General features: G+C 53.4%; 23 protein-coding genes. 19 read left to right on the top strand and 4 right to left on the bottom strand.

What is annotated here, in order from left to right; genetic code table 11:
* Positions 1–4: 4 nt before the first annotated feature.
* Together HNR75_RS01025 and alr are read right to left on the bottom strand one after the other, a co-directional pair.
* Complete coding sequence (locus tag HNR75_RS01025; RefSeq protein ID WP_188025408.1) at positions 5–1,462, bottom strand: aminoacyl-histidine dipeptidase; 1,458 nt, start codon at positions 1,460–1,462, stop codon at positions 5–7.
* A 7-nt stretch (positions 1,463–1,469) separates the two neighbouring features.
* Entirely contained in the window at positions 1,470–2,561 is a 1,092-nt protein-coding gene (gene alr, locus HNR75_RS01020) for an alanine racemase (protein ID WP_188025155.1), read from the bottom strand.
* 657 nt (positions 2,562–3,218) lie between these two features.
* Between alr and dgcN the strand changes: the two genes are divergently transcribed.
* From dgcN to cspE, 7 genes are all read left to right on the top strand, one after another.
* Positions 3,219–4,211, top strand: coding sequence for an N-acetyltransferase DgcN (gene dgcN / locus HNR75_RS01015; RefSeq protein WP_188025154.1), 993 nt, complete (start codon positions 3,219–3,221; stop codon positions 4,209–4,211).
* A 14-nt stretch (positions 4,212–4,225) separates the two neighbouring features.
* Positions 4,226–5,209: an N-acetyl-D-Glu racemase DgcA gene (gene dgcA, locus HNR75_RS01010; protein ID WP_223157713.1), complete on the top strand. Its 984-nt coding sequence runs from the start codon at positions 4,226–4,228 to the stop codon at positions 5,207–5,209.
* A 27-nt stretch (positions 5,210–5,236) separates the two neighbouring features.
* Positions 5,237–6,097: a D-amino-acid transaminase gene (locus tag HNR75_RS01005; protein WP_188025153.1), complete on the top strand. Its 861-nt coding sequence runs from the start codon at positions 5,237–5,239 to the stop codon at positions 6,095–6,097.
* 156 nt (positions 6,098–6,253) lie between these two features.
* Positions 6,254–7,642 (top strand): alanine/glycine:cation symporter family protein, encoded by a 1,389-nt coding sequence (locus HNR75_RS01000; protein WP_188025152.1) that lies wholly within the window; start codon positions 6,254–6,256, stop codon positions 7,640–7,642.
* Between the two features lie 190 nt (positions 7,643–7,832).
* The gene (gene ahpC / locus HNR75_RS00995; RefSeq protein ID WP_188025151.1) at positions 7,833–8,396 is read left to right on the top strand and encodes an alkyl hydroperoxide reductase subunit C; all 564 of its coding nucleotides are present in this window, start codon (positions 7,833–7,835) and stop codon (positions 8,394–8,396) included.
* Positions 8,397–8,468: 72 nt separating this feature from the next.
* Positions 8,469–10,034: an alkyl hydroperoxide reductase subunit F gene (gene ahpF / locus HNR75_RS00990; protein WP_188025150.1), complete on the top strand. Its 1,566-nt coding sequence runs from the start codon at positions 8,469–8,471 to the stop codon at positions 10,032–10,034.
* 318 nt (positions 10,035–10,352) lie between these two features.
* Positions 10,353–10,562, top strand: a complete 210-nt coding sequence (gene cspE / locus HNR75_RS00985) for a transcription antiterminator/RNA stability regulator CspE (protein ID WP_024872550.1) — start codon at positions 10,353–10,355, stop codon at positions 10,560–10,562.
* A gap of 114 nt (positions 10,563–10,676) precedes the next feature.
* Here cspE and HNR75_RS00980 read toward each other — a convergent pair whose 3' ends face one another.
* Complete coding sequence (locus HNR75_RS00980; protein ID WP_188025149.1) at positions 10,677–11,312, bottom strand: phosphohydrolase; 636 nt, start codon at positions 11,310–11,312, stop codon at positions 10,677–10,679.
* Between the two features lie 124 nt (positions 11,313–11,436).
* On the opposite strand from HNR75_RS00980, the gene rbsD (HNR75_RS00975) reads away from it, so the two are divergent.
* From rbsD (HNR75_RS00975) to HNR75_RS00920, 12 genes are all read left to right on the top strand, one after another.
* Positions 11,437–11,856, top strand: coding sequence for a D-ribose pyranase (gene rbsD, locus HNR75_RS00975; protein ID WP_188025148.1), 420 nt, complete (start codon positions 11,437–11,439; stop codon positions 11,854–11,856).
* A gap of 9 nt (positions 11,857–11,865) precedes the next feature.
* Complete coding sequence (gene rbsK, locus HNR75_RS00970) at positions 11,866–12,792, top strand: ribokinase (RefSeq protein ID WP_188025147.1); 927 nt, start codon at positions 11,866–11,868, stop codon at positions 12,790–12,792.
* A 198-nt stretch (positions 12,793–12,990) separates the two neighbouring features.
* Positions 12,991–13,410: a D-ribose pyranase gene (gene rbsD, locus HNR75_RS00965; protein ID WP_188025146.1), complete on the top strand. Its 420-nt coding sequence runs from the start codon at positions 12,991–12,993 to the stop codon at positions 13,408–13,410.
* An 8-nt stretch (positions 13,411–13,418) separates the two neighbouring features.
* Positions 13,419–14,921 carry a ribose ABC transporter ATP-binding protein RbsA gene (rbsA, locus tag HNR75_RS00960; protein WP_188025145.1) on the top strand — a complete coding sequence of 501 codons (1,503 nt, stop codon included), beginning with the start codon at positions 13,419–13,421 and terminating at the stop codon, positions 14,919–14,921.
* Positions 14,918–15,904 (top strand): ribose ABC transporter permease, encoded by a 987-nt coding sequence (gene rbsC / locus HNR75_RS00955; protein WP_188025144.1) that lies wholly within the window; start codon positions 14,918–14,920, stop codon positions 15,902–15,904. The genes rbsA and rbsC overlap by 4 nt, the downstream gene beginning before the upstream one ends.
* A gap of 29 nt (positions 15,905–15,933) precedes the next feature.
* Complete coding sequence (gene rbsB / locus HNR75_RS00950) at positions 15,934–16,815, top strand: ribose ABC transporter substrate-binding protein RbsB (RefSeq protein ID WP_188025406.1); 882 nt, start codon at positions 15,934–15,936, stop codon at positions 16,813–16,815.
* Positions 16,816–16,866: 51 nt separating this feature from the next.
* The gene (gene rbsK / locus HNR75_RS00945; RefSeq protein ID WP_188025143.1) at positions 16,867–17,790 is read left to right on the top strand and encodes a ribokinase; all 924 of its coding nucleotides are present in this window, start codon (positions 16,867–16,869) and stop codon (positions 17,788–17,790) included.
* A 5-nt stretch (positions 17,791–17,795) separates the two neighbouring features.
* Positions 17,796–18,800: a ribose operon transcriptional repressor RbsR gene (gene rbsR, locus HNR75_RS00940; protein WP_188025142.1), complete on the top strand. Its 1,005-nt coding sequence runs from the start codon at positions 17,796–17,798 to the stop codon at positions 18,798–18,800.
* A 210-nt stretch (positions 18,801–19,010) separates the two neighbouring features.
* The gene (locus HNR75_RS00935) at positions 19,011–19,400 is read left to right on the top strand and encodes a molybdopterin-dependent oxidoreductase (protein ID WP_188025141.1); all 390 of its coding nucleotides are present in this window, start codon (positions 19,011–19,013) and stop codon (positions 19,398–19,400) included.
* Positions 19,397–21,292 carry a putative bifunctional diguanylate cyclase/phosphodiesterase gene (locus HNR75_RS00930; RefSeq protein WP_188025140.1) on the top strand — a complete coding sequence of 632 codons (1,896 nt, stop codon included), beginning with the start codon at positions 19,397–19,399 and terminating at the stop codon, positions 21,290–21,292. Before HNR75_RS00935 ends, HNR75_RS00930 begins: the two co-directional genes overlap by 4 nt.
* A gap of 45 nt (positions 21,293–21,337) precedes the next feature.
* Positions 21,338–22,285, top strand: coding sequence for an ADP-ribosylglycohydrolase family protein (locus HNR75_RS00925; RefSeq protein WP_188025139.1), 948 nt, complete (start codon positions 21,338–21,340; stop codon positions 22,283–22,285).
* Positions 22,266–23,078, top strand: coding sequence for an NAD(+)--dinitrogen-reductase ADP-D-ribosyltransferase (locus HNR75_RS00920; RefSeq protein ID WP_188025138.1), 813 nt, complete (start codon positions 22,266–22,268; stop codon positions 23,076–23,078). Before HNR75_RS00925 ends, HNR75_RS00920 begins: the two co-directional genes overlap by 20 nt.
* A gap of 55 nt (positions 23,079–23,133) precedes the next feature.
* Here HNR75_RS00920 and hemL read toward each other — a convergent pair whose 3' ends face one another.
* Entirely contained in the window at positions 23,134–24,429 is a 1,296-nt protein-coding gene (gene hemL / locus HNR75_RS00915; RefSeq protein ID WP_188025137.1) for a glutamate-1-semialdehyde 2,1-aminomutase, read from the bottom strand.
* Positions 24,430–24,535 lie beyond the last annotated feature (106 nt).

Genomic DNA, 24,535 nt, shown 5'->3' with positions numbered 1-24,535 from the left:
CGCATTACTGCTGCGGAATGGCGGCCAGGGTGGCGGTCAGTAATTGCCAGAAACGTTCTACCGATGAAACCGACACCCGCTCATCCGGCGAATGTGCGCCTTTGATGGTCGGGCCGATCGAAACCATGTCCAGATGCGGGTAAGTTTTTTTGAACAGCCCGCATTCCAGCCCGGCATGGATCACCATGATATTGGCTTGCTGCCCGAACAAACGCTGATGCTGTTGCTGTACGATCTGCATTGCTGCGGAATCCGGATCCGGTGCCCAGCCGGAATAGTCGCCGGAAAATACGGCTTCGGCGTGACTCAGTGCTGCGACGGCGGCAAAAACCGAATGCAGATGTGCCCGGCCTTCATCGGTCAGTGAGCGCACAAACGAGACGGCGCTCAGTTGTTTTTCCTCCGTCCTGATTACCCCCAGATTCGTCGACGTTTCCACCACGCCTGTTATGGCATGACTCATCCGGATGACCCCGTTCGGAATTGCCGTTAATCCTGCCAATAAATTGCTTTGCGTTGTGTCAGTCAGCGCCTGTTCTACCGGTGGACAGGGGGTGCAGGTGAGTTGTATTGCCGGGTCAGTATGTTGGTATTCCTGCCTCAATAATTCTGCTGCCGCATGACACGAGGCGATAAATTCCGCCTGCTGACCGGGTGGTAGCGCAACTACGGCACAGGCTTCGCGCGGGATCGCATTGCGCAGCGTGCCGCCATTCAGCGCACTGATTTTTAGCGGGAAATGCTGTTGCAGCCGGAAGAGTGTCCGGCACAATAACTGATTGGCATTGCCGCGCTCTTCATGAATATCCAGACCGGAATGACCACCCTGTAAACCGCCGAGCTGCAAGCGGTAAGTCTGATAGCCTTCCGGCAATGCGGCAAAATCAAGCGTGAAATCCAGCCGGGCTTCCAGTCCGCCGGCACATCCCATGTAGATATCGCCGTCCTGCTCGGCATCGGTATTGATCAGTATTTTCCCTTCCAGCCAGTCGGGCTGCAGTGCAAAAGCGCCGCCCATGCCGGCTTCTTCATCCACTGTAAACAACACTTCCAGCGGGCCATGTTTTACCGTGGGATCAGTCAATACCGCCAGACAGGCGGCGACACCAATACCGTTATCCGCGCCCAGCGTGGTACCTTTAGCCCGTACCCAGTCACCTTCAATATAAGGCTGGATCGGATCGCAGGAAAAATCATGAGCCCTGTCGGCATTGGCTTGCGGCACCATGTCCAGATGCGCCTGCAGGATCACGGGTTGAACCTGTTCCATGCCTGCTGACGCGGGTTTGCGGATCAGCAGATTCCCTTTGCTGTCCTGGGAGACTGCCAGATCCCGGGTCATCGCCAGATCCGTGATCCAGTCCCGTAGTGCAGCTTCCTGTTTTGATGGATGCGGGATCTGACAGATCTGCGCGAAGAAATTCCAGAGCCGGGAAGGCTGTAACCGGGTCAGCATCGTCATCACCCTGTTATTCGTTGTGTCCGGCAGAAATGATCTGCCGGCGGACTCGGTTGGTGATTTTGATCACCAGTTCATACGCTATGGTGCCGATATGGCGGGCGACCTCTTCGGCCGGCAGGCCCTTACCCCACAGGATCACTTCATCACCGGCCTGATCCTGACTTTCCGGGCCAAGATCAACGGTCATCATGTCCATCGAGACCCGGCCGGCCAATGCGACTTTGCGGCCATTGACCAGGACCGGCGTACCATTGGGGGCTGTCCGGGGGTAACCATCTCCATAGCCCATAGCGATGACACCGATGCGGGTATCCCGATCGGCGATCCAGTTACCGCCATAGCCAATGCTTTCGCCGGCTTTATGCTCCCGCACGGATATCAGTGTGCTTTTCAGTGTCATCACGGGTTGTAAACCCTCAGCGATGCCGCTGCTGTCACCGCGTGGCGAGATGCCGTAAAGGGCAATACCGGGACGTACCCAGTCGAAATGGGCATCCGACCAGTAGAGTACGCCCGCAGAGTTGGAGAGACTTTTCTCGCCGGGATGCGGCGCGGTAGCCTGAATGAAGCACGCCAGCTGTTCGTGCGTGGTCGGGGCGCTGAGTTCATCAGCCCTGTAGAAATGACTGACAAAACCGACATCCCCGCTGACATTGGCACAGTGGGACAGCTGGGCAACATAATGCGCCACCTGTTCCGGGAAGACACCGAGACGGTGCATACCGGTATCCACTTTCAGCCAGACACGGACGGGCTGCGGCAGGGTTGCGGCGAGGATATCCGCCAGTTGTCCGGCATGATGAATCACGGGCTGGAATTGATATTGCGCGGCAATCACCAGGTCTTCGGCACAAAAACACCCTTCCAGTAAGACGATGGGACGTGTGATCCCGGCCTGACGCAAAGCCACGGCTTCTTCAATCCGGGCCACGGCAAAGGCATCTGCCCCGGACAGGGTTTTCGCGACCAGGATGGCGTCATGGCCGTAGGCATTGCCTTTTACGACTGCGATGATTTTGCTTTTCGGACAGCATTGCTTCATTTTCGCAAAGTTATGCTGTAACGCATTCAGATCTATTTCCGCTCTTGCTGTTAACATTTTTATCATCCTGATCCGTCATCCGGCGGTCAATTGCCCTTGCTATGGTCATACATGCTTACAGAGTTGCACTTATCTTGTCAAAAAAACCAGGTTGTGCGGTTGATGTGGAGTTTTGTTCTGTTGTGGCGATTAAATAAAATTGAATATTATTCTGTTTGGGGAAAACAGATTGTTTTGCAGATGAATATTTTGTTTTTATCGTGTTTTCAGTGTTTTTCCGTAATAACGGATTATTTTAACAGGCTTTTTAATTCGATTTTGCATCATTTTAGTGACCATTAATAATTAAATTGCACTTTTTTGATTCAAAAATTAATGAAAAATAAAATAAGTCTTATTTTGAAATAAATCCAATAAAATCAATATGATGATATTCATTTTGTTTTTTGTTGCATGATAAAAATCCAATTCATTAATAATTTTTTATGATTGCTAGTGTTTTATTTTTATTTTTAATTGATGACTGGTTTAATGCTCTGTGTTTGTATTTTATTATTGGTTTTATATTCTGTATTTTCTCTTTTATTGACAATCTTATTTTGCTGTATTTATTATTTTCACAACGATGTGCGGTTTTGTTTTAAGCCAGCAATATATTTGCCGGTCAGGCATCGCTTTGTCAGTTAGTAATATTTCTCTGTGAGGATGATAAATATGGAAATTAAAAAACCTTATCTGCTGTTTTTAGGTGATGCGCATGATGTTCTGGCTGCCAAGGTAGCGATCGGTATCAAACAATGGCATCCGGAATATTGTGTCGGCCAATATCGCATGGAAGAGTGTCATGCAGATTGTGATCTGCCGGATATGGATATTGCTGCGGCGAAAGCGGCCGGTGCGAGAACGCTGGTGATTGGGGTCGCCAACCGCGGCGGTATCATCTCCGACAAATGGATTTCCATTCTGACTGAAGCGCTGGAAGCCGGTATGGATCTGGCGGCGGGTCTGCATAACCGTCTGAATGATGTGCCGGAATTAAAAATATTGGCCGATAGACTGGGACGTAAACTGTTTGACGTGCGTCATCCGACCCAGGCTTTCCCGGTCGCCAATGGCCGCAAACGTGCCGGCAAGCGTCTGCTGCCTGTGGGCACCGATTGCTCCTGCGGCAAAATGTACACTGCGCTGGCTGTTGAAAAAGAGATGCTGGCGCGTGGCATGAAGGCAACGTTCCGTGCGACCGGTCAGACCGGCATCCTGATCAGCGGCGCCGGTGTCAGTATCGATGCGGTAGTGTCCGATTTCGTGGCGGGTGCGGTAGAAGTGCTGGCGCCAGCGAACGATGCCGATCACTGGGATGTGATTGAAGGTCAGGGCTCTCTGTTCCATCCATCATTCGCAGGTGTAACGACCGGTATCATTCACGGTGCACAGGCGGATGCGCTGGTGCTGTGTCACGAACCGACCCGTACTACCATGCGTGGCGTTGATTACCCGATCGTTGACCTGGGTGAGTGCATGGCACTGAATCTGGCGATGGCGAAACTGACCAATCCGAAGGCCCGCTTTGTCGGTATTTCCGTGAACACCGCAAAACTATCTGAAAAAGAAGCGATGTGCCTGATGGCGGATATCGAAGAGAAATATGGTCTGCCAACGGTGGATCCGTTCCGTCAGGGTGTAGGTCGTATCGTGGATCAACTGTAATTCGGCAGGGTGGAATGAGTATGGAGATCCGGGTTTTTAGTGAAAGCTGGCCGATCCGTGGCTCATTCACCATCTCGCGTGGCAGTAAGACTGCCGCCGAGGTGGTGGTGGTTGAGCTGACCGAACAGGGCGTGACCGGACGCGGCGAGTGTGTACCGTATGCCCGTTATGGCGAGTCGGTACCGGACGTGATCGCGCAGATCGAGTCGCTGATGCCGGCACTGCGGGACGGGCTGGATCGTCAGGGGCTGCAGGCGGCGCTACCGGCTGGTGCCGCCCGTAACGCAGTCGATTGCGCCTTCTGGGATCTGGAGAGTAAACAGCACCGGCAACGGATCTGGCAGCGGATCAACCAACCAGCACCGCAGGCGCTGCTGACCGCGTATACGCTGTCGCTGGATACACCGGCCAATATGCAGCAGGCGGCCGAAGAAAACGCATTTCGCCCATTGTTGAAGCTGAAACTGGCTGGCGCCGGTGATCTGGCGCGGGTTGCGGCGGTGCGTACCGGTTCACCTGCTGCCCGGATCATTGTGGATGCCAATGAAGGCTGGAATGAGCAGATTTACCGTGAGCTGATCCCGGAATTACAGAAGCTGGGAGTGGAGATGATTGAACAACCACTGCCAGCGGGGGAGGATGCCATTCTGGCCTCCCTGCCGCGTCCTATCCCGATTTGTGCGGATGAGTCATGCCATGATAGTTCGACATTAAGTGAGCTGATTGGTCGCTATGACATGATCAACATCAAACTGGATAAAACCGGCGGTCTGACCGAAGCACTGGAACTGCGCAAGCAGGCGGAAGCGGCCGGTATGAAGCTCATGGTGGGCTGTATGCTGGCCACGTCACTGGCGATGGCGCCGGCGTTTGTGGTGGCGCAAGGCGCGCAGATCGTCGATCTGGATGGACCGTTGCTGCTGCAAAAAGATCGTGCTGCCGGATTTGATTATTCAGACAACCAGATGCATGCACCCGATGCGGCATTGTGGGGCTAAATTGAATTTAATTTTGAGGAGTCGGACATGAGTCGCATTGTCTATGTTGATGGTCAGTATGTTGATGAAAAAGAAGCAAAAGTTTCGGTGTTTGATCGGGGTTTCCTGTTTGCCGATGCCGTGTATGAAGTCACCGCCGTGCTGAATGGCAAGCTGGTGGAATTTGACGGTCATCTGGAACGTCTGCAGCGTTCTTGCCGTGAATTGTCGCTGACGATGCCGGTAGCGCCGGCACAGCTGAAAGCGATCCACGAAGCGCTGATCCAGAAAAACCATCTGGTGGAAGGCGGCATTTATCTGCAGATCAGCCGTGGTAATGCCGGTGATCGCGATTTTGCTTTTCCTTCTGCCGAAGTGAAACCGACGCTGGTGCTGTTCACACAGTCCCGCCCGGTGATTGACAGCCCGAAAGTCAAAACCGGCATTAAAGTGGTGACCATGCCGGATATCCGCTGGCATCGCCGTGATATCAAAACCGTGGGGCTGCTGGCACCGTGTCTGGCGAAAGAGTATGCCCACGCCAATGGTGCGGATGACGCCTTCCTGGTCGAGAACGGTTTTATCACCGAGGGCAGTTCCAGCAACGCCTACATCGTGCTGGCGGACAATACCGTGGTCACTCGGCCGTTAAGTCATGACATCCTGCACGGCATTACCCGCAAAGCCCTGCTGGAATTGGCGGCCCGTGATGGCATCAAGGTGGAAGAACGTCTGTTTACTCCCGATGAAGCCTATCATGCCAAAGAAGCCTTTATCAGCTCGGCCACCACCTTTGTCTGGCCGGTGGTCAGTATTGATGGCAAGCAGATCGGTGACGGCAAACCGGGTCCGGTGGCGCTGCGTCTGCGTGATATCTATGTGGAACTGGCCAAAGCACAAGTGGCCTGATTTATGTATGTATTCAGTCAGCGCTCTTTGATGGCTGACTGAATTCACTTTGAATGTGCCAATAATAAAAATTCATTTCTGAAAAGCAGTACCATCGACGAGTAAAAAACAATGAGCAGGTGAAGTGAAATCCCTTAATCAATGGAGATTAATCATATGGAATACCTACTGAATACGTTTAATGGCCTGAATGGGATTGTCTGGGGCGCGCCGATGCTGGTGATGATCCTGGGCACCGGCCTGTTCCTGATGTTTCTGCTTAGATTTATCCCGCTGCGTAAGATTGGTGCCGGGTTTGCGCTGTTGTGGCAGGGTCGCACCAAAGGGGACGACGAGAGTGGTGAGATCAGCCCGTTTCAGGCACTGATGACCTGTCTGGCCGCAACGGTGGGTACCGGTAATATCGCCGGTGTGGCTACCGCTATTTTTATGGGCGGTCCTGGTGCGCTGTTCTGGATGTGGTGTACCGCGCTGGTCGGTATGGCAACCAAATATTCCGAAGTCGTGCTGGCGGTACATTATCGCGAAAAAGATAAAAGTGGTGAATATATCGGCGGCCCGATGTATGCCATCAAAAATGGTCTCGGCAAGCGCTGGGTCTGGCTGGGTTCGGCCTTTGCTGTCTTTGGCGGGCTGGCCGGCTTTGGTATCGGCAACATGGTGCAGGTCAACAGTATGGCACTGGCGCTGGAAAGCACCTTGCAGGTTCCTACCTGGCTGACCGGTGTCGTGACCACCATCATTGTCGCCATGGTGACACTCGGCGGTGTGAAGCGTATCGGTAAGGTGGCGGAAGCACTGGTTCCGTTTATGTGTGTGGCCTATGTGATCTGTGGGGTGGTGGTGCTGATGGTGAATGCGGCTGAAATTCCACACGCGTTTGAACTGATCTTTACCTATGCCTTTACGCCGGTCGCGGCAACCGGTGGTTTTGCCGGCTCCGTGGTACTGATGTCCATCCGCTACGGTGTCGCCCGTGGTGTCTTTTCTAACGAAGCCGGTCTGGGTACGGCCGGGATTGCACAGGCAGCCGGTACCACGAAAAGTGCCGTCCGTTCCGGTCTGATTGGCATGATGGGCACGTTCATTGATACGCTGATCGTATGCTCTATTACCGGTCTGGCGATCATCACGTCCGGAGTCTGGACCAGTGGCCAGAGTGGCGCGGCGTTGTCGGCTGCGGCGTTTGAAGCGGCTATGCCGGGTATCGGCGGTGTGATCCTGACGATTGCGCTGGTGATTTTTGCTTTTACCACTATTCTGGGCTGGAGCTACTACGGCGAGAAATGCTGGATCTATCTGGTTGGCACCAAAGCGGTTCTGCCGTTCCGTATTGTCTGGGTGGTCGCGGTACCGTTCGGTGCGATATCTCAACTGGATTTCGCCTGGCTGGTGGCCGATACCTTAAATGGTCTGATGGCGATTCCTAACCTGATCTCGTTGTTGTTGCTGAGTCCGGTGATTCTGCACCTGACCCGGGAATACTTTGCCGGTGACACCACCGCCGATGTCGTACCCGAGACTGCCAATACGATAAACAACTGAATTCAAAATCAGTTTGATGAGGGCGACAGACTCCTATGACCGTGGGAGTCTGTTTTTTGTTACATAGGTAAAACCTATTAAACAAATAGTTCACAACTATTAGCTGTAACTGTCATTTTCGTTCAGTATTAATTCCATCGGGATGCGACGCACTCGAACCTAACCAGATAACTCAACGAAGGAGCTACACATGTCTTTGATTAACACTGAAGTTAAACCGTTTGCTGCTACCGCTTATCACAATGGCAAATTTGTTCCGGTTACCAGCGAAGACCTGAGAGGCAAATGGTCAGTTGTATTCTTCTACCCGGCTGATTTCACTTTCGTATGTCCGACCGAGCTGGGCGACCTGGCTGACAACTACGCTGAATTCCAGAAACTGGGCGTGGAAGTTTACGGTGTATCGACTGATACCCACTTCACTCACAAAGCATGGCATGACACTTCAGAAACCATCAAGAAAATCCAGTACCCACTGATTGGTGACCCGACTGGTGTGCTGACCCGTAACTTCGAAGTCATGATTGAAGAAGAAGGTCTGGCACTGCGTGGTACCTTCCTGATCAACCCGGAAGGTCAGATCAAACTGTGTGAAATTCACGACAACGGTATCGGTCGTGACGCCAAAGAACTGCTGCGTAAAGTGCAGGCGGCTCAGTATGTTGCTTCTCATCCGGGTGAAGTTTGCCCAGCGAAATGGACTCCGGGCGCAGCGACTCTGGCTCCGTCTCTGGATCTGGTTGGTAAAATCTAATCCTGCGTTACAGATTGCCGGGTTAGCCCGGCAATTTTTTATCCGGCTTTATTCACGAGATGAGACTGAACCATGTTAGACGCTAATTTAAAAACACAATTAAAAGGCTACTTAGCCAACCTGACTCATTCAATCGAGATCATCGTCTCTGTCGATGGTAGTGACAAGTCTCGCGAATTAGAGTCACTGATTACTGATATTGCCGAACAGTCTGAAAAAATTGCGGTGCGTTATTCGAATGATGCCACACTGCGCAAGCCCTCTTTCCAGGTGACTCGGGCCGGTGAAAATATGGGGATCAGCTTTGCTGGTTTGCCGATGGGCCATGAATTTACCTCGTTAGTGCTGGCACTGTTGCAGGCGGGCGGTTATCCGCCAAAAACATCCGAAGATGTCCTGGCTCAGATCCGCGATCTGCCGGGAGACTACCTGTTTGAAACTTATATCTCCTTAAGCTGTCAGAACTGCCCGGATGTGGTGCAGGCATTAAATCTGATGGCGGTGATCAACCCAAGAATTCGTCACGTCATGATCGACGGCTCTCTGTTCCAGGATGAAGTCAATGCCCGTCAGATCATGGCGGTACCTACCGTGTTCCTGAACGGTGAAGTGTTTGGCCAAGGCCGGATGGGATTAGAAGAAATTGTTGCCAAGCTGGATACCGGTGCGGTTGAACGCGAAGCGGCCAAAATCAATGAAAAAGCGCCGTTTGATGTGTTGGTGGTCGGCGGTGGCCCGGCGGGTTCTGCGGCGGCGATCTATGCGGCGCGTAAAGGCATCCGCACCGGTGTGGTGGCGGAACGTTTCGGTGGTCAGGTGCTGGACACCATGAGTATCGAAAACTTCATTTCTGTTAAAGAAACGGAAGGCCCGAAACTGGCGGTCGCGCTGGAACAGCATGTCAAAGAATATGACGTGGATATCATGAACCTGCAGCGTGCCGCGAAGCTGGAGCGGGGGTCTGAATTTGTCGAAATTACTCTGCAAAGCGGCGCAGTACTGAAAAGTAAATCCGTGATTCTGGCGACCGGCGCCCGCTGGCGTGAAATGAATGTTCCGGGCGAGAAAGAGTACCGCAACAAAGGCGTGGCTTACTGCCCGCACTGCGACGGTCCGCTGTTTAAAGGGAAACGCGTGGCGGTGATTGGTGGCGGTAACTCCGGTGTGGAAGCGGCGATCGACCTGGCGGGTATCGTGGCTCATGTCACCCTGCTGGAGTTTGACAGCAAGTTGCGGGCGGACGCAGTATTGCAGAACAAACTGCGCAGTCTGCCGAATGTCACCATTATCACCGAAGTACTGTCCACCGAAGTAGTGGGGGATGGTAATAAAGTGAGCGGACTGACCTATACCGACCGGGCGACCAATGAAAGTCACAAGATTGAACTGGAAGGGATCTTCGTGCAGATTGGTCTGCTGCCGAATACCGACTGGCTGAAAGGCAGTGAAGTGGAGCTGAGTAATCGCGGCGAGATCATGGTTGGTGCGCATGGCAATACTTCGATGGAGGGTGTCTTCGCCGCCGGTGACGTGACCATTGTGCCGTACAAGCAGATCATCATTGCGATGGGCGAGGGCGCGAAAGCCTCTCTGGGTGCCTTTGACTACCTGATCCGCTCTTCAGCACCGAAAGCATAAATAGCGATTTAAGAGCCTGTACGTTTTAGGATGTACGGGCTTTTTTGGGCTGTGACGGTATTTGTATTTTGTGTGTTTAAAAATTATTCAAAATAACGGTTGAATTAGCTCGCTATTAATAACCGGGTATGTTCTAATCTTCATCGGCCTGTACATCAGACCTATTTATGAAAGACATTTTGATTGAAGTTAAGACCCCTGCCCATTCTTACCGATTGCGCCGTTGTAATAATATTTTCTCAGTGCCCCATAAGTATCGACAGATAAATCTGGCCATTATTGCCTTTGTGGCACCAATTTATTTCTTAGGAAAATGTTATGTCTAAAGTAACTGGTTCAGTTAAATGGTTCAACGAAACTAAAGGTTTTGGCTTCCTGTCTCAGGACAACGGTGGCAAAGACGTGTTCGTTCACTTTTCTGCTATCGCATCAACAGGTTTCAAAACTCTGGCTGAAGGTCAGGCTGTTTCTTTTGAAATCGAAGAAGGCCAGCGTGGCCCATCAGCAGTGAACGTAACTGTTCGCTAACTGATGCTGACGTAATACCCTTACGTCATTTACCGGGTAAATAAGTCTTTTTATTCAAGATTATTGAAACCGGAATAAAAAAACCTGCTTCGGCAGGTTTTTTTATTGGTGAAATTACAATTCTTTTAATAATTGCTTCACATAGCCTTCCAGATATTTCCGGCGCTGTTTTGCCATTTCCCGTCCGGCCCCGGTTTGCATGCTGTCCGCGACTTTATAAAGTTTTACGAAGAAATGATCGAGCGCGTATTGCATATCATCCAGCGGACGATGTTTGGCGAGCGGATCGTAGGGATCAAACATTTCCCGCTCCATGCGGCCCGAGGTATAAAACACGCGGGCCAGTCCGATGGCACCGAGTGCCTCCATCCGATCTGCGTCCTGCAGTAATCTGGCTTCCAGCGTTTCTGCCGGTAAATTCGCTGAAAAACTGTGTGCTTCGATAGCATGGCCGACAGCATTGATCTTCGCTGCGGGAAATCCTAGTTCCAGCAAAATCACGGCCGCTTCTTTGGCCGCTAGCCGCGAACTTAAATGCCGGTCAGGGTGATTTTTCGGCAAGCTGACAATGTCATGCAGATAGGCTGCCGCCAGCAAGACCAGCTCATCGCCCTGAGCGCCTTCCGCCTGGTTCAGTGTCCGGGCGGTTTTCCAAACCCGGCGAAAATGGGCGATATCATGCGCACCATCGGTTTCGGTATGGTGTTGTTCCAGCCAGTTTTCCAACTGTTCCTGCCAGTAATTAAGCATCGGATAATGATCCTGATTGGTTTCATTCTTTGTCTGTGATGCGATTTTCCGATTTTACGCATTAAAAAGAAATCCTTTGCTACCCTTAGTGAAAGAGCACAGCGCTCTTTCAGGGGAGCCTCTTATGAAAAAACATGTCTTGCTGAATGCGCCTTTGTCTCACGTGATTGCCACCATGGGGCATACCGATCAATTAGTGATTTGTGATGCCGGGTTACCGATCCCGGGGGCACCGGAACGGATTGATCTGGCGGTAAGCCGGGGTGTACCTAAATTTATGGATGTGGTACTGGCAGTAACCGCGGAGATGCAGATCGAGCGCGTTATTCTGACTCACGAATTCGCTGAGACCAGTCCGGCACTGCATATCGAGCTGGTTGCCCACCTGGAGCATGTGGCGCAGGAACAGGGCCGCTCAATCAGTTTTGATTATGTGGGCCATGATGAGTTCAAGGAGATGACACACCTGAGTCGAGCCGTGGTCCGAACCGGTGAATGTACGCCGTATGCCAATGTCATCTTCGTTTCCGGGGTGGTGTTCTAAGGAGCGGCTATGAACAGGAAACTGATCGTGATGGGCAGTGTGAACGCGGATCATATTCTTTCTGTGCCGCGCTTTCCGCTTCCGGGCGAGACCCTGAAAGGCCAGGATTATCAGGTCGTTTTTGGTGGAAAAGGCGCGAATCAGGCGGTTGCCGCCGGGCGCTCGGGCGCGGATGTGACCTTTATTGCCTGTGTCGGCGATGATGATCCGGGGCGGCAGATGATGTCGCAGTTTGAAACGGACGGTATTGATACCCAGGCGGTCATGACCATTGCGGGGATGAAAACCGGCGTCGCGCTGATCTGGGTAGCTGATAGTGGTGAAAACTGTATTGGCATTGCTGCCGGGGCTAACGCGGCGTTAACGGTTGAGCGTCTGGATCCATATCTGCCGCTGATTGCGGATGCACAGATCCTGCTGGTGCAACTGGAAACTCCTTTGACCGCTGTCGAAGCCGCCGCCCGGCACGCCAAAGCCCACGGCACGCTGGTGGTGCTGAATCCGGCACCGGCGACGGCGTTACCCACCGCCTTGCTGAAACTGGTGGATGTGATCACGCCGAATGAAACCGAGGCCGAGATCCTGACCGGGATCAAGGTGACCACGGATCAGGATGCCCAGCGCGCTGCCGATGCCCTACATGCCCTGGGTATCAAGGTCGTGCTGATCACGCTGGGAGCCCGTGGCGTCTGGCTCAGTGAAAACGGGGTGGGGGAACTGATCCCCGGATTTACGGTCAAGGCGGTGGATACGACCGCTGCCGGTGATACCTTCAATGGTGCGCTGGTGACCCGCTGGCTGGAGGGGCGGGCAATTCGGGAGGCGATCCGTTTTGCGCATGCCGCAGCGGCGATTTCGGTCACCCGGGCCGGTGCTCAGCCATCCGTTCCGACCCGGCAGGAGGTGGATGCTTTTTTGCAACAGCAGACCGGTTGAGTTGTTTTTCTGCTCATCTGAGCCCGTTTTCAGCAGGCGGGCTCCCTCTTGTTTATCTTGTCATCGAAACGTTTCGATGGCGATCACAATTCTAAATCAGGATTCTGGCAAAGCATTTTGTTCTGGCTAAGACTGTTTATACAGCAGATGACTTTACTGCTTTAACTTCCGTCTTAACTCATCTGGAGAATCCAGATCATGAAAAAACATGCTTTGCTGAATGCCCCGCTGTCTCATGTGATTGCCACCATGGGACATACCGATCAGCTTACGATTGGGGATGCCGGTTTACCGATCCCGTCCGCCCCGGAACGAATCGATCTGGCGGTCAGTCAGGGCGTTCCGCGTTTTATGGATGTCGTCCGGGCCGTTACCGAAGAGATGCAGATTGAACGGGTGATCATGGCGAAAGAGTTCGCCGAGGTGAGCCCGGCGTTACAAACCGAATTGCTGGCGCATCTGAAACATATTGCCGAAACCCAGGGTAAACCGGTCTCGTTTGATTATGTCAGCCATGAAGAGTTCAAACAGCTGACTCACAGCAGCAAAGCGGTGGTGCGTACCGGTGAATGTACTCCGTATGCCAATGTGATTTTTGTATCCGGCGTCGTGTTCTAGGAGGCAGTATGCAGCCCTTGCTACAGATGCAGAACATTGATAAGCAATTTCCCGGTGTGAAAGCCTTGTCCGGCGCGTCACTCAGTGTCTATCCCGGACGGGTGATGGCATTGCTGGGAGAAAACGGTGCCGGCAAGTCGACACTGATGAAAGTGTTAACCGGAATTTACAGCAAGGATGCAGGGTCAATTCATTATCTGGATCAGGATGTCAGTTTCACTGGTCCGAAACAGTCGCAGGAAGCGGGGATCAGTATCATTCATCAGGAGCTGAACCTGATCCCGGGATTAACCATCGCGGAAAACATCTTTTTGGGTCGGGAATTTGTCACGCCATTTGGCCGCATCGACTGGAAAAAGATGTATGACGAAGCCGACAAGTTACTGGCGCGTCTGAAAGTGCCGCATTCCAGCCGCAAGCTGGTAGGCGAGCTTTCCATCGGTACCCAGCAGATGGTGGAAATTGCCAAGGCACTCAGTTTTTCCTCCCGCGTCATCATCATGGATGAACCGACCGATGCGCTGACCGATACCGAAACAGAAGCCTTGTTCTCGGTGATCCGGGAATTGCGGGCCGAAGGGCGCGGTATTGTCTACATCTCGCATCGTCTGAAAGAGATCTTTGAGATTTGTGACGATGTCACGGTGCTGCGTGATGGTCAGTTCATTGCCGAGCGTAGTGTCGCCTCGCTGGATGAGGACGCCCTGATCGAAATGATGGTGGGGCGTCGCCTGGAAGAACAGTATCCGCGACTGACCATTCCCCGTGGTGAACTGCGTCTGCAGGTCAACGATTTCTCGGGCGCCGGGGTAAAAGAGGCCTCTTTTTCGCTGTATCGCAGCGAAATCCTGGGGGTCTGTGGCCTGATGGGCGCTGGACGCACCGAACTGATGAAGCTGATTTACGGTGCCTATGCCAAAACCGAAGGTGAACTGGTGCTGGATGGTGAGGTGATCGATATCCGCTCTACCCAGCAGGCACTGGATAACGGCATCGTGTATATCTCCGAAGATCGTAAAGGTGACGGTCTGGTACTGGGGATGTCGGTGAAAGAAAACATGACCCTGACCGCGCTCAACTATTTCAGCTCGATCTGGGGCTTAAAACACGAAGCGGAGCAGCAGGCGGTGACGGATTTTATCCGGCTGTTCAACATCAAAACCCCCGGCATGCAGCAGCCAATTCGTCTGTTGTCTGGCGGCAATCAGCAGAAGGTAGCCATTGCCCGCGGACTGATGACCCGGCCTAAGGTGCTGATTCTGGATGAACCGACCCGCGGCGTCGATGTCGGTGCCAAAAAAGAGATTTATCAGTTGATCAACCAATTCAAACAGGAAGGCTTAAGCATCATTCTGGTCTCCTCTGAAATGCCGGAAGTGTTAGGCATGAGTGACCGGATACTGGTCATGCATGAAGGAAAGATTTGCGGTGAATTTGATCGCGCTGATGCGACCCAGGAACGACTGATGGCCTGTGCCGTTGGTAAAACGGAAGGACAACAAGCAGCATGAGTACCCAAGCCATGAACGCTAAAACTACGTCTGAAACATCCCGCTGGTTCAGCAAACAGTGGTGGTTAGAACAAAAAGCCCTGATCGCGCTGCTGATACTGATCGTGGTGGTGTCTGTATTAAACCCCAACTTTTTTACGGTCGATAACTTACTGAATATTCTGCGTCAGACCTCGGTCAATGCCATTATGGCGGTCGGCATGACGCTGGTGATCCTGACGGCAGGGATTGACCTGTCGGTGGGTTCGGTACTGGCTTTGTGCGGGGCATTTGCCGCCGCCATGCTGGGTCATGAGTTATCTATATTCATCACTGTACCGGCGGTATTAATCGCGGGTGCCCTGCTGGGCGGGGTCAGTGGTGTGATCATCGCCAAAGGGCGGGTGCAGGCCTTTATTGCCACCCTGGTCACCATGACACTGCTGCGTGGCGCGACACTGGTATTTACCGATGGCCGCCCGATCAGCACTGGTTTCTCTGATGCCTCCGATGCCTTTGCCTGGTTTGGTACCGGCTATATGTTCGGTATTCCGGTGCCGGTCTGGCTGATGGTGGTGGTATTCGCTGCCGCCTGGTATCTGCTGAACCACACCCGTATTGGTCGCTATATTTACGCGCTGGGCGGTAACGAAGCCGCGACCAGCCTCTCCGGTATCAATGTTGACCGGATCAAAATCATTGTCTATGCCGCTTGTGGCTTCCTGTCTGCGCTGGCTGGGATCATCGTGACCTCCCGTCTGTCCTCCGCACAGCCCACTGCCGGCTCAGGCTATGAACTGGATGCTATCGCTGCCGTTGTTCTGGGCGGTACCAGTCTCGCTGGTGGTAAAGGCCGGATCTCCGGAACCCTGATCGGTGCCTTCATCATCGGCTTCCTAAATAACGCTCTGAACCTGCTCGATGTGTCTTCGTACTACCAGATGATCGTCAAGGCGACCGTCATTCTGCTGGCAGTACTGATCGATCACAAGAGCGGTAAATAACCCCTGAATCGAGGAAATAAGCTATGAATATGAAAAAGTTAGCAACTCTGGTTTCTGCTGTGGTGTTGAGTAGTTCAGTATCTGTCTCTGCGATGGCGAAAGATACGATGGCACTGGTGGTTTCCACACTGAATAATCCGTTCTTTGTGACATTAAAAGACGGCGCGGAAACCAAGGCCAAAGAGCTGGGTTACGACCTGCTGGTACTGGATTCACAGAATGACCCGGCGAAAGAGCTGGCTAATGTGGAAGATCTGACGGTTCGCGGGGTGAAAGTACTGCTGATCAACCCAACCGATTCCGATGCGGTCGGTAATGCCATTGCCATGGCAAACAAGGCGAATTTGCCGGTGCTGACTCTGGACCGCGGCGCCAATAAAGGTACGGTGGTGAGCCATATCGCGTCTGACAATATCGCTGGCGGCAAAATGGCCGGGGATTTCATCGCGCAGAAACTGGGTGAAAAAGCCAAAATCATTCAGCTGGAAGGGATTGCCGGTACTTCTGCCGCCCGTGATCGTGGCGCCGGATTCAAACAGGCAGCGGATGCGCACAGTTTCGACATCCTGGCCAGTCAGCCAGCCGATTTTGATCGCACCAAAGGTCTGAACGTCATGGAAAACCTGCTGTCAGGCAACGGTGATGTGCAGGCGGTGTTTGCCCAGAACGACGAAATGGCACTGGGTGCAGTGCGTGCTCTGCAGGCAGCCGGCAAAGACAAGGTGCTGGTGGTCGGCTTTGACGGTACCGATGACGGCGTGAAAGCGGTAGAGAAAGGCATGATGGCCGCTACCATTGCGCAGCAGCCGGATCAGATTGGTGCCATTGGCGTGGAAACTGCCGCGAAAGTGCTGAAAGGTGAAACCGTACCAGCCAATATTCCGGTACCGCTGAAAGTCGTATCCAAATAATGTCTAGCCAGTACCCGCCGTTGTGCGGGTACTTTTTTGCCGGAGCAGAAGATGAGTAAAAAACTGGTCGTTCTCGGCAGTGTGAATGCCGACCACGTATTATCTGTCCCCCGTTTTCCGAAACCAGGTGAAACGCTTGTCGGAAGCGGTTATCACATTGCTTATGGTGGCAAGGGGGCTAATCAGGCGGTCGCCGCCGGCCGTACCGGTGCTGATATTGCGTTTATCGCCTGTGTCGGCAGCGATGATATCGGTGCCCGCATGCGGGAGCAGTTTGCGGCAGATGGGATTGATACCCGGGCTGTCATGGCTATTGATGGCACCACGACCGGTGTGGCCATGATCTGGGTGTCGGCGGATGGTGAAAACTGCATCGGTATTTCCGCCGGCGCGAATGCGGAACTGACACCGGCCCGTCTGCAACCGCATCTGTCGTTGATCACGGATGCTGATGTGTTATTAATGCAGCTGGAAAGTCCGCTGAATACGGTGGAAGCGGCGGCGCAGGCAGCCAGAATCGCCGGTACGAAAGTGATCCTGAATCCGGCGCCGGCACAGGCATTGCCGGAATCGCTGCTGCGTCTGGTTGATGTGATCACGCCGAATGAAACCGAAGCGCAGGCGCTGACGGGCGTCGTCGTCGATACCGAGCAGGATGCACAGAAAGCGGCGGATGTTTTGCATGCCTATGGCATTACCACGGTACTAATTACCTTGGGCGCGAAGGGCGTCTGGCTGAGTGAACAGGGCAAAGGCGAGCTGATTCCGGGATTCCGGGTGCAGGCGGTGGATACCACGGCGGCCGGCGATACCTTTAACGGCGCGCTGGTGACGGCAGAACTGGAAGGAAAATCGCTGCGCGAAGCCATCCGCTTTGCCCATGCGGCGGCAGCGATTTCTGTTACCCGTTCCGGCGCACAACCTTCGATTCCGGTAAGATCCGAGGTGGATGCGTTTCTGGCAGCAAGGAGTTAGCAATTTTGGCCACCATGAAAGATGTCGCCCGGCTAGCGGGTGTTTCAACCTCCACGGTTTCCCATGTGGTGAACAGCACCCGTTTTGTTAGTGACGAAATCCGGGAGCGCATTCTGAAAGCGGTGGCCGAACTCAATTATTCACCGTCTGCCCTGGCCCGCAGTCTGAAAATCAATCAGACCCGGACACTGGGGATGATGGTGACCACGTCAAACAACCCGTTCTTTGCCGAAGTCGTCGCCGGGGTAGAGCGTATCTGCTATCAGCGCGGTTATACCCTGGTATTGTGTAATACCGAAGGCGATCCGGAACGTCTTCGCCATAATCTGGAAGTGCTGCTGCAGAAACGGATCGACGGTTTGCTGCTGATGTGTACCGAAGGGCGTTCTGCGTCTGCGGAGGTTTTCGGACGTCATCCGGCGGTACCAACGGTGGTGATGGACTGGGGCCCGCTAAACAGCCAGGCCGATCGGATACAGGACAATTCGGCATTAGGCGGCTATCTGGCGACCCGGCATCTGATTGAACAGGGACATCGCCGGATCGGACTGATTTCCGGTCCGATCGATAAGCTGCCGGCCCAATCCCGGCAGGAGGGTTACCGCCGGGCATTAACAGAGGCGGGGCTCCCTTACCGGCAGGACTATGTCGTCACCGGTGATTTCGAGTTTGCCGGTGGTATTTCTGGTATGCAGCAGTTGCTGGCGTTGCCGGAACCGCCGACCGCAGTGTTTGCCGGTAACGATGTCTCGGCCGTCGGCGTGTATCAGGCGCTCTATCGTGCCGGATTACGGGTACCGCAGGATATCTCGGTTATCGGTTACGATGATATCGAACTAGCCCGCTATCTGACGCCGCCACTGACCACCATTCATCAGCCGCAGGAAGAGCTCTGCCGGCAGGCGGTTGATATCTTATTGGACCGGATTCAGGGCGCGGATGATGCCCCCCGGCTGATCTCACTGGAACCGACGCTGATCCGGCGTGAATCCGTGTCTCACCTTGAATGATGAATAAATAACCCGCAGTGATGTGATCTTTTTGCGAATGCCACTCGTTTACTGATGCTTTTATCGGCATAAGCGAGGAATGTGATGGGATGCAGAAGCAGGGCAGCGGTCGTTTTTTTTCTGGGAATGTTAGTGGCGGTCTCCGGCTGGGCGCAGGAGAAAAGGCTACCGTCGTCCCCGTCGGAGGCTGTTTCGCCGGTCCTCCTGACCGTGAAGGGGAAACAGACAACGAATTTTACGCTGGCCCAGTTGCAGGCATTGCCCCAGAGACACATCACCACCACGACACCCTGGACAGAGGGTTCGCATACGTATAGCGGGGTGTTGTTGCGCGACCTGCTGGATCGTCTGGACTTACAGGATGTGGCCACGCTCAATGCTACCGCACTGAATAACTATTTCACCTCGTTGTCAGTCGCTGATGCCTATCAATACGATGTGCTGCTGGCTTTAACGCAGGATGGCAAGCTACTGACCCGCAGAAATAAAGGCCCGATCTGGGTTGTATATCCTTTGAGTCAGCATCCGGAGCTGGATAAGCCTTCATATCACAGTGCCATGATATGGCAATTGCGGTCTGTCAGTGTGGGCAATGAATGAGTTTCTACTCCAAATTCATCATATTAGGTCTGCTCATTATCGGTATGGCCAGCGGGATGGTCGGTGCACTTTCATCTTTTCAGAATGTGTCGCAGCGCATCGCCACCCATACGACCCTGAGTGCCTGGTCGCTGGCGCAACTGGAGCTGGAATATCAGAAATTCTGTACTGAATTACAACTTTATCGTGCCGGCCGAAGCTCGGCAGAACAACTGACCCTGGCCTATGATCTGGCCTGGAACCGCATGGATGTGTTTCTGAATGGTACGGAAAGCAAGCTGGTCAGAGAGAATTTCGGGGCACAGGCACTGATTCAGCGCACCTTCGGCGTCCTTCAACAGTATGAGCCGGTGATTACTGCCTTGCCACCACCGGAGTCTGCCATCCTTGCGGAGTGGGAACGACACTCCCTGGCGCTGCTACCGGAAATCCGCAAGCTGATGGTTCTGAATTTTACCGGTCGGGGTGCTACCCGGGGTATGGAAGCTATCGATTTATCCGTCAGAGATATTTCCTGGGGGCTGGCCGTGCTGTCTCTGCTGAGCCTGCTGATGAGTTATCTATTATTCCGTGAAGCCCGGCAACACTGGTTTTTATCTTTGCATGACTCCCTGACGGGACTGACAAACCGGGCCCGTTTGCCGCAACTCCTGAAAGAACGTTGTCACCAGAGCAGTATCCGGCAGACGTCAGTGAGCCTTTGTTTGTTGAATGTGCTGCGGTTTCATGAAGTAAATAATCTTTTTGGCTATCAGAACGGCGATCAGTTACTCCGGCGTCTCAGTGATATTTTGCGTCAGAAAGCAGGAAAAACGGCATTAATTGCCCGGACTGGCAGCAGTGAGTTTGCCCTGCTATTGCCCAGGCAGCAGGTCACCACGCTGTTGCCGGAAATCATGCAAGCGCTGGAGGTCGTACTAAAAGAATATGATCCGGCTCACCGGATGCGGCTTTGTTGCGGGATCAGTACCTTCCCGGAGCAATGTACCTCCCCGGTTGAACTATTTCAGTTCGCCGAACTGGCGCTTGCCGCAGCCAAGAAAAACAGTGCGGTGTCTGTGCAGCATTTTAATATTCAGATGCAAAGTACATTCCAGCGCCGGCGCGAACTGGCGACACAACTGAGAGCTGAACTCCAGGCGGGTAGTCCGGCGGGCCTGTATCTCTGCTATCAACCGATCCATGTTGTTGATGATCCTCATTCGCTGGGCATCGAGGTGTTATTGCGCTGGAAACATGCCTCATTCGGTTTTGTATCGCCACCGGAAGTCATTGAAATTGCGGAGGAGCATGGACTGGGTGACGTGTTGGGGGACTGGATTTTCCGACAGGTCATCATGGATCTGTCTTCTCTGCCGTCTTCCATTCTGCCGCGTTTGTCGGTCGCCGTGAATTTATCCGAATCCATGTTTTCTCTGGCGCTGTCAGACCGGGTTGTTCAGCTGTTCCGGCAGGGGCCGTTACGGCCGCAGCAACTGGTTCTGGAGCTGACAGAAACGATCGCGCTGCATGATTTTTCCGTCAGTCAGCAGATCCTGACCTCGTTACGTGAAGCGGGCATCCGTATCGCGCTGGATGATTTTGGTACTGGCTATTCCTCGCTGGCTTATCTGAAGGAGTTACCGGTGGATAAACTCAAACTTGATAAGTCATTCATTCAGCAGATCCATCTTGATACTCGCCAGTTGCAACTGGTGCAGCATATTACGGAACTGGCGCATGATCTGGGGCTGACTGTCGTAGCAGAAGGGGTTGAGTCGGCGGCTGAACGGGAGATCGTGATCGCCATCGGGGTGGATGAAATTCAGGGCTATCACTATTCCCGTCCGCTGGAGTTGCCACAATTACGGCATTATCTGCAGCGCTGTTTTCCGGCAGAAACCACGGTGTAATCCTTGCATGGGCTTCCGGTTAAACGCGTGTTATCCGGAGGATGCATGAACAGCAACTTAGATCGTGCGCTGGGGTGTCTGGTCGGCCTGGCCGTCGGCGATGCGGTCGGTACCACACTGGAGTTCCGGCCCCGGGGCTCATTTAAACCACTGACCGACATGGTCGGAGGTGGTCATTTCTGTCTGCAGAAAGGCTACTGGACCGATGATACGTCCATGGCGCTTTGCATTGCGCACAGTCTGCTGGCGCGTGGCGGATTTGACGCTGCGGATCAGATGAACCGTTATTGTGACTGGTACGATAACGGCTATCTCAGCAGCATCGGTAATTGTTTTGATATCGGAACCACCGTTTCCGCTGCATTACGCCGTTTTCAGAAAAACGGTAACCCGTTCTCCGGCATGACCGCCAGCTGGACTTCCGGCAATGGTTCCATCATGCGACTGGCGCCGATTCCGATCGCTTATTTACAGACCCCGGAACAGGCCATCCACTTTGCCAGACAGAGTTCCCGCACCACGCATGCGGCACCGCTCTGTGTCGATGCCTGTGGCTGGCTGGCAGCACAACTGCTGAATCTGCTGCAGGGCGGCAATAAAGCGAGCGTGTTGTCTGTGTCTTATCCGGCACAAACTGACGCAATTGCGACACTGCAGACATTTGAATTTATCGATAAGAACTACCGCGACCTGAAAGGTACCGGCTATGTGCTAGAGAGTCTGGAAGCGGCATTATGGTGTTTTTGGCATACGCACTGTTATGCCGATTGCATTCTGGCTGCCGCCAATCTGGGTGATGACGCCGATACCACCGCCGCGGTGGCCGGGCAACTGGCCGGCGCCTATTACGGTTACCGGGGGATACGGTCTGACTGGCTGCAACATCTCTACTGGCATGATGAGATCTGTGGTCTGGCAGAGCGCCTTTATCATCTGCAACCCGCCAGTGCAGAGCTGACACCGGAGTGGCCTGATGCAACCTCTGCCGGATGAACGTAGTCTGCTGGCGCAACTGACGCTGCCGCTTAACCGCTGCAACATTCCGGCGCCGGTGCTGGCCAGCTTGGCCTATCAGCAATATCCGGCTTCCCTGCAACTGGATGGCATTGATACCTTTTATCCGGAATTATTTGATCGGTTGGTTGCCTGTCGCGACGCTCGGCAACGGGTGAGTATATTCAATGATTATATGGCCGTCCGTTTCCGGTTGCCTGACGCCAAACTCACTCCGCAGCCGGATGCCGAGCCGGTGCCCCGGCCACAAAGCAATTACCGGAAATTGCTGCTCGGCTGGTTGTTTGATTCGGACAGTGATGCCGGTGCCGCCTGGCGACAATGGGTGGAATCCCGTTTCGGCTTAAGAACCATTTATCATCATGAACTGATCCCGCCTCAGGATTCTGACGCGTATCTGCGCTATATGCGGGCCTGTGTGCGGGCGACGTATCAGACCAATGATCTGTCAGGACAACTGGATCTGTTGTACTGCTTTTGTCAGTATCAGCTGGCGCATCTGTATCCGGAGCAGCAACATTTAACGCTGTACCGGGGCAGCAGTGAATCCCCCTGTTATCAGCTGGCACAGCAACCGGTGCTGGTACTGAATAATCTCAGCTCCTGTAGCAGCGATGTGGATGAAGCCTACCGGTTTGGCCCGAAAGTCGTCGAACTGCAGGTGCCACTGAGCAAAATCGTCTGTTTTGATACCTTGCTGCCACGTGGATTAAATGGCGAACATGAATATATGGTGTTAGGCGGGATTTATAAGGTCAGGCAGGTGTGGTGAAGCGGAACAATAAAGACGTGGTTATCCACGCCTTTATTGCTTGAGCAGCGAAAGCTTATTTCATCTGTGCAAAACAGCGTTCTGCGGCCGCCAGCGTTTCTGCAATATCCGAATCGCTGTGTGCCAGCGAGAGGAAACCGGCTTCATAAGCAGAAGGCGCCAGATAAACACCTTCCTGCAGCATCAGATGATAGAAGCGTTTAAACGCATCGATATCACAACTGCTGACCTGTTCAAAGCGGGTAATTTCCGGCTCTGCAGTAAAGAAGAACCCGAACATGGCGCCGACATAGTTAACTGCCAGCGAAATACCATGTTTTGCGGCTGCGGCTTTTAAACCTTCGGCGACTTGTCTGGTTTTTTCTGCCAGTTGCTCATAAATACCGGGCTGCTGAATTGCGTGCAACATCGCAAGTCCGGCTGCCATCGCCACCGGATTCCCGGACAAGGTACCCGCCTGATAAACCGGTCCCGTCGGTGCGATATGCGCCATGATCTCTTTCTTACCACCAAAGGCACCGACCGGCATGCCGCCGCCGATGACCTTGCCAAGTGTGGTCAGATCCGGCGTAATACCGTAGTAACCCTGAGCCCCCTGCAGACTGACCCGGAAACCGGTCATGACTTCGTCGATGATCAACAGCGCGCCGTATTGATCACAGATCGCACGCAGACCTTCGAGGAAACCGGGAACCGGCGGAATACAGTTCATGTTGCCGGCGACCGGCTCCACGATGATACAGGCGATATCACTGCCATAACTGGCAAATGTGGCTTCAACCGAAGCAAGATCGTTATAGGTGCAAGTCAGGGTGTGTTTGGCAAAATCAGCCGGGACACCTGGTGAGTTTGGCTGGCCCAGGGTCAAGGCGCCGGAGCCGGCCTTGACCAGCAGACAGTCCGCATGACCGTGGTAGCAACCTTCGAATTTCACGATCTTGTCACGGCCGGTATACCCCCGCGCCAGACGAATGGCACTCATGGTGGCTTCTGTCCCGGAGTTCACCATGCGAACCATTTCCATATTTGGCATGATCTGACGGATTGTTTCGGCCATCAGCACTTCGCTTTCTGTTGGTGCGCCGTAACTTAAACCATTTTCCACCGCCGCCAGTACGGCAGCCTTGATGGCCGGATGATTATGGCCCAACAGCATTGGCCCCCAAGAGCCGACATAGTCGATATAGCGGTTGCCATCGACATCATATAGATAAGCCCCATCCGCTCTGGCGATAAAACGCGGCGTACCGCCTACTCCGTTAAAGGCGCGGACAGGAGAATTTACCCCTCCCGGAATCGATTGCTGAGCGGCGGTAAAGAGTTGTTCCGAACGTTGTGTGCTGTTAGCCATGGAATATCAGTCCGTATTTCGCTGTGAAATAATCAAACGACTATAACGCAAAAGCAGATAAAGCAGAAAAGATCTACCAGTGATACATTATGGAATCATGAGATTG

The organism is Tolumonas osonensis (genome assembly GCF_014202415.1).
GTDB classification, from domain to species: domain Bacteria; phylum Pseudomonadota; class Gammaproteobacteria; order Enterobacterales; family Aeromonadaceae; genus Tolumonas; species Tolumonas osonensis.
This window is presented reverse-complemented; position numbering and strand designations above follow the sequence as displayed.

What these genes read in the sequence shown, in the direction of transcription:
- rbsA (WP_188025145.1), top strand. Translation starts at nt 13,419, where the DNA reads ATGCAGCCCTTGCTACAGATGCAGAACATTGATAAGCAATTTCCCGGT.
- cspE (WP_024872550.1), top strand. Translation starts at nt 10,353, where the DNA reads ATGTCTAAAGTAACTGGTTCAGTTAAATGGTTCAACGAAACTAAAGGT.
- rbsK (WP_188025147.1), top strand. Translation starts at nt 11,866, where the DNA reads ATGAACAGGAAACTGATCGTGATGGGCAGTGTGAACGCGGATCATATT.
- HNR75_RS00920 (WP_188025138.1), top strand. Translation starts at nt 22,266, where the DNA reads ATGCAACCTCTGCCGGATGAACGTAGTCTGCTGGCGCAACTGACGCTG.
- dgcN (WP_188025154.1), top strand. Translation starts at nt 3,219, where the DNA reads ATGGAAATTAAAAAACCTTATCTGCTGTTTTTAGGTGATGCGCATGAT.
- HNR75_RS01005 (WP_188025153.1), top strand. Translation starts at nt 5,237, where the DNA reads ATGAGTCGCATTGTCTATGTTGATGGTCAGTATGTTGATGAAAAAGAA.
- rbsC (WP_188025144.1), top strand. Translation starts at nt 14,918, where the DNA reads ATGAGTACCCAAGCCATGAACGCTAAAACTACGTCTGAAACATCCCGC.
- ahpC (WP_188025151.1), top strand. Translation starts at nt 7,833, where the DNA reads ATGTCTTTGATTAACACTGAAGTTAAACCGTTTGCTGCTACCGCTTAT.
- dgcA (WP_223157713.1), top strand. Translation starts at nt 4,226, where the DNA reads ATGAGTATGGAGATCCGGGTTTTTAGTGAAAGCTGGCCGATCCGTGGC.
- ahpF (WP_188025150.1), top strand. Translation starts at nt 8,469, where the DNA reads ATGTTAGACGCTAATTTAAAAACACAATTAAAAGGCTACTTAGCCAAC.
- HNR75_RS00930 (WP_188025140.1), top strand. Translation starts at nt 19,397, where the DNA reads ATGAGTTTCTACTCCAAATTCATCATATTAGGTCTGCTCATTATCGGT.
- rbsD (WP_188025146.1), top strand. Translation starts at nt 12,991, where the DNA reads ATGAAAAAACATGCTTTGCTGAATGCCCCGCTGTCTCATGTGATTGCC.
- HNR75_RS01000 (WP_188025152.1), top strand. Translation starts at nt 6,254, where the DNA reads ATGGAATACCTACTGAATACGTTTAATGGCCTGAATGGGATTGTCTGG.
- rbsD (WP_188025148.1), top strand. Translation starts at nt 11,437, where the DNA reads ATGAAAAAACATGTCTTGCTGAATGCGCCTTTGTCTCACGTGATTGCC.
- rbsK (WP_188025143.1), top strand. Translation starts at nt 16,867, where the DNA reads ATGAGTAAAAAACTGGTCGTTCTCGGCAGTGTGAATGCCGACCACGTA.
- hemL (WP_188025137.1), bottom strand. Translation starts at nt 24,429, where the DNA reads ATGGCTAACAGCACACAACGTTCGGAACAACTCTTTACCGCCGCTCAG.
- rbsB (WP_188025406.1), top strand. Translation starts at nt 15,934, where the DNA reads ATGAAAAAGTTAGCAACTCTGGTTTCTGCTGTGGTGTTGAGTAGTTCA.
- HNR75_RS00925 (WP_188025139.1), top strand. Translation starts at nt 21,338, where the DNA reads ATGAACAGCAACTTAGATCGTGCGCTGGGGTGTCTGGTCGGCCTGGCC.
- alr (WP_188025155.1), bottom strand. Translation starts at nt 2,561, where the DNA reads ATGTTAACAGCAAGAGCGGAAATAGATCTGAATGCGTTACAGCATAAC.
- HNR75_RS01025 (WP_188025408.1), bottom strand. Translation starts at nt 1,462, where the DNA reads ATGACGATGCTGACCCGGTTACAGCCTTCCCGGCTCTGGAATTTCTTC.
- HNR75_RS00980 (WP_188025149.1), bottom strand. Translation starts at nt 11,312, where the DNA reads ATGCTTAATTACTGGCAGGAACAGTTGGAAAACTGGCTGGAACAACAC.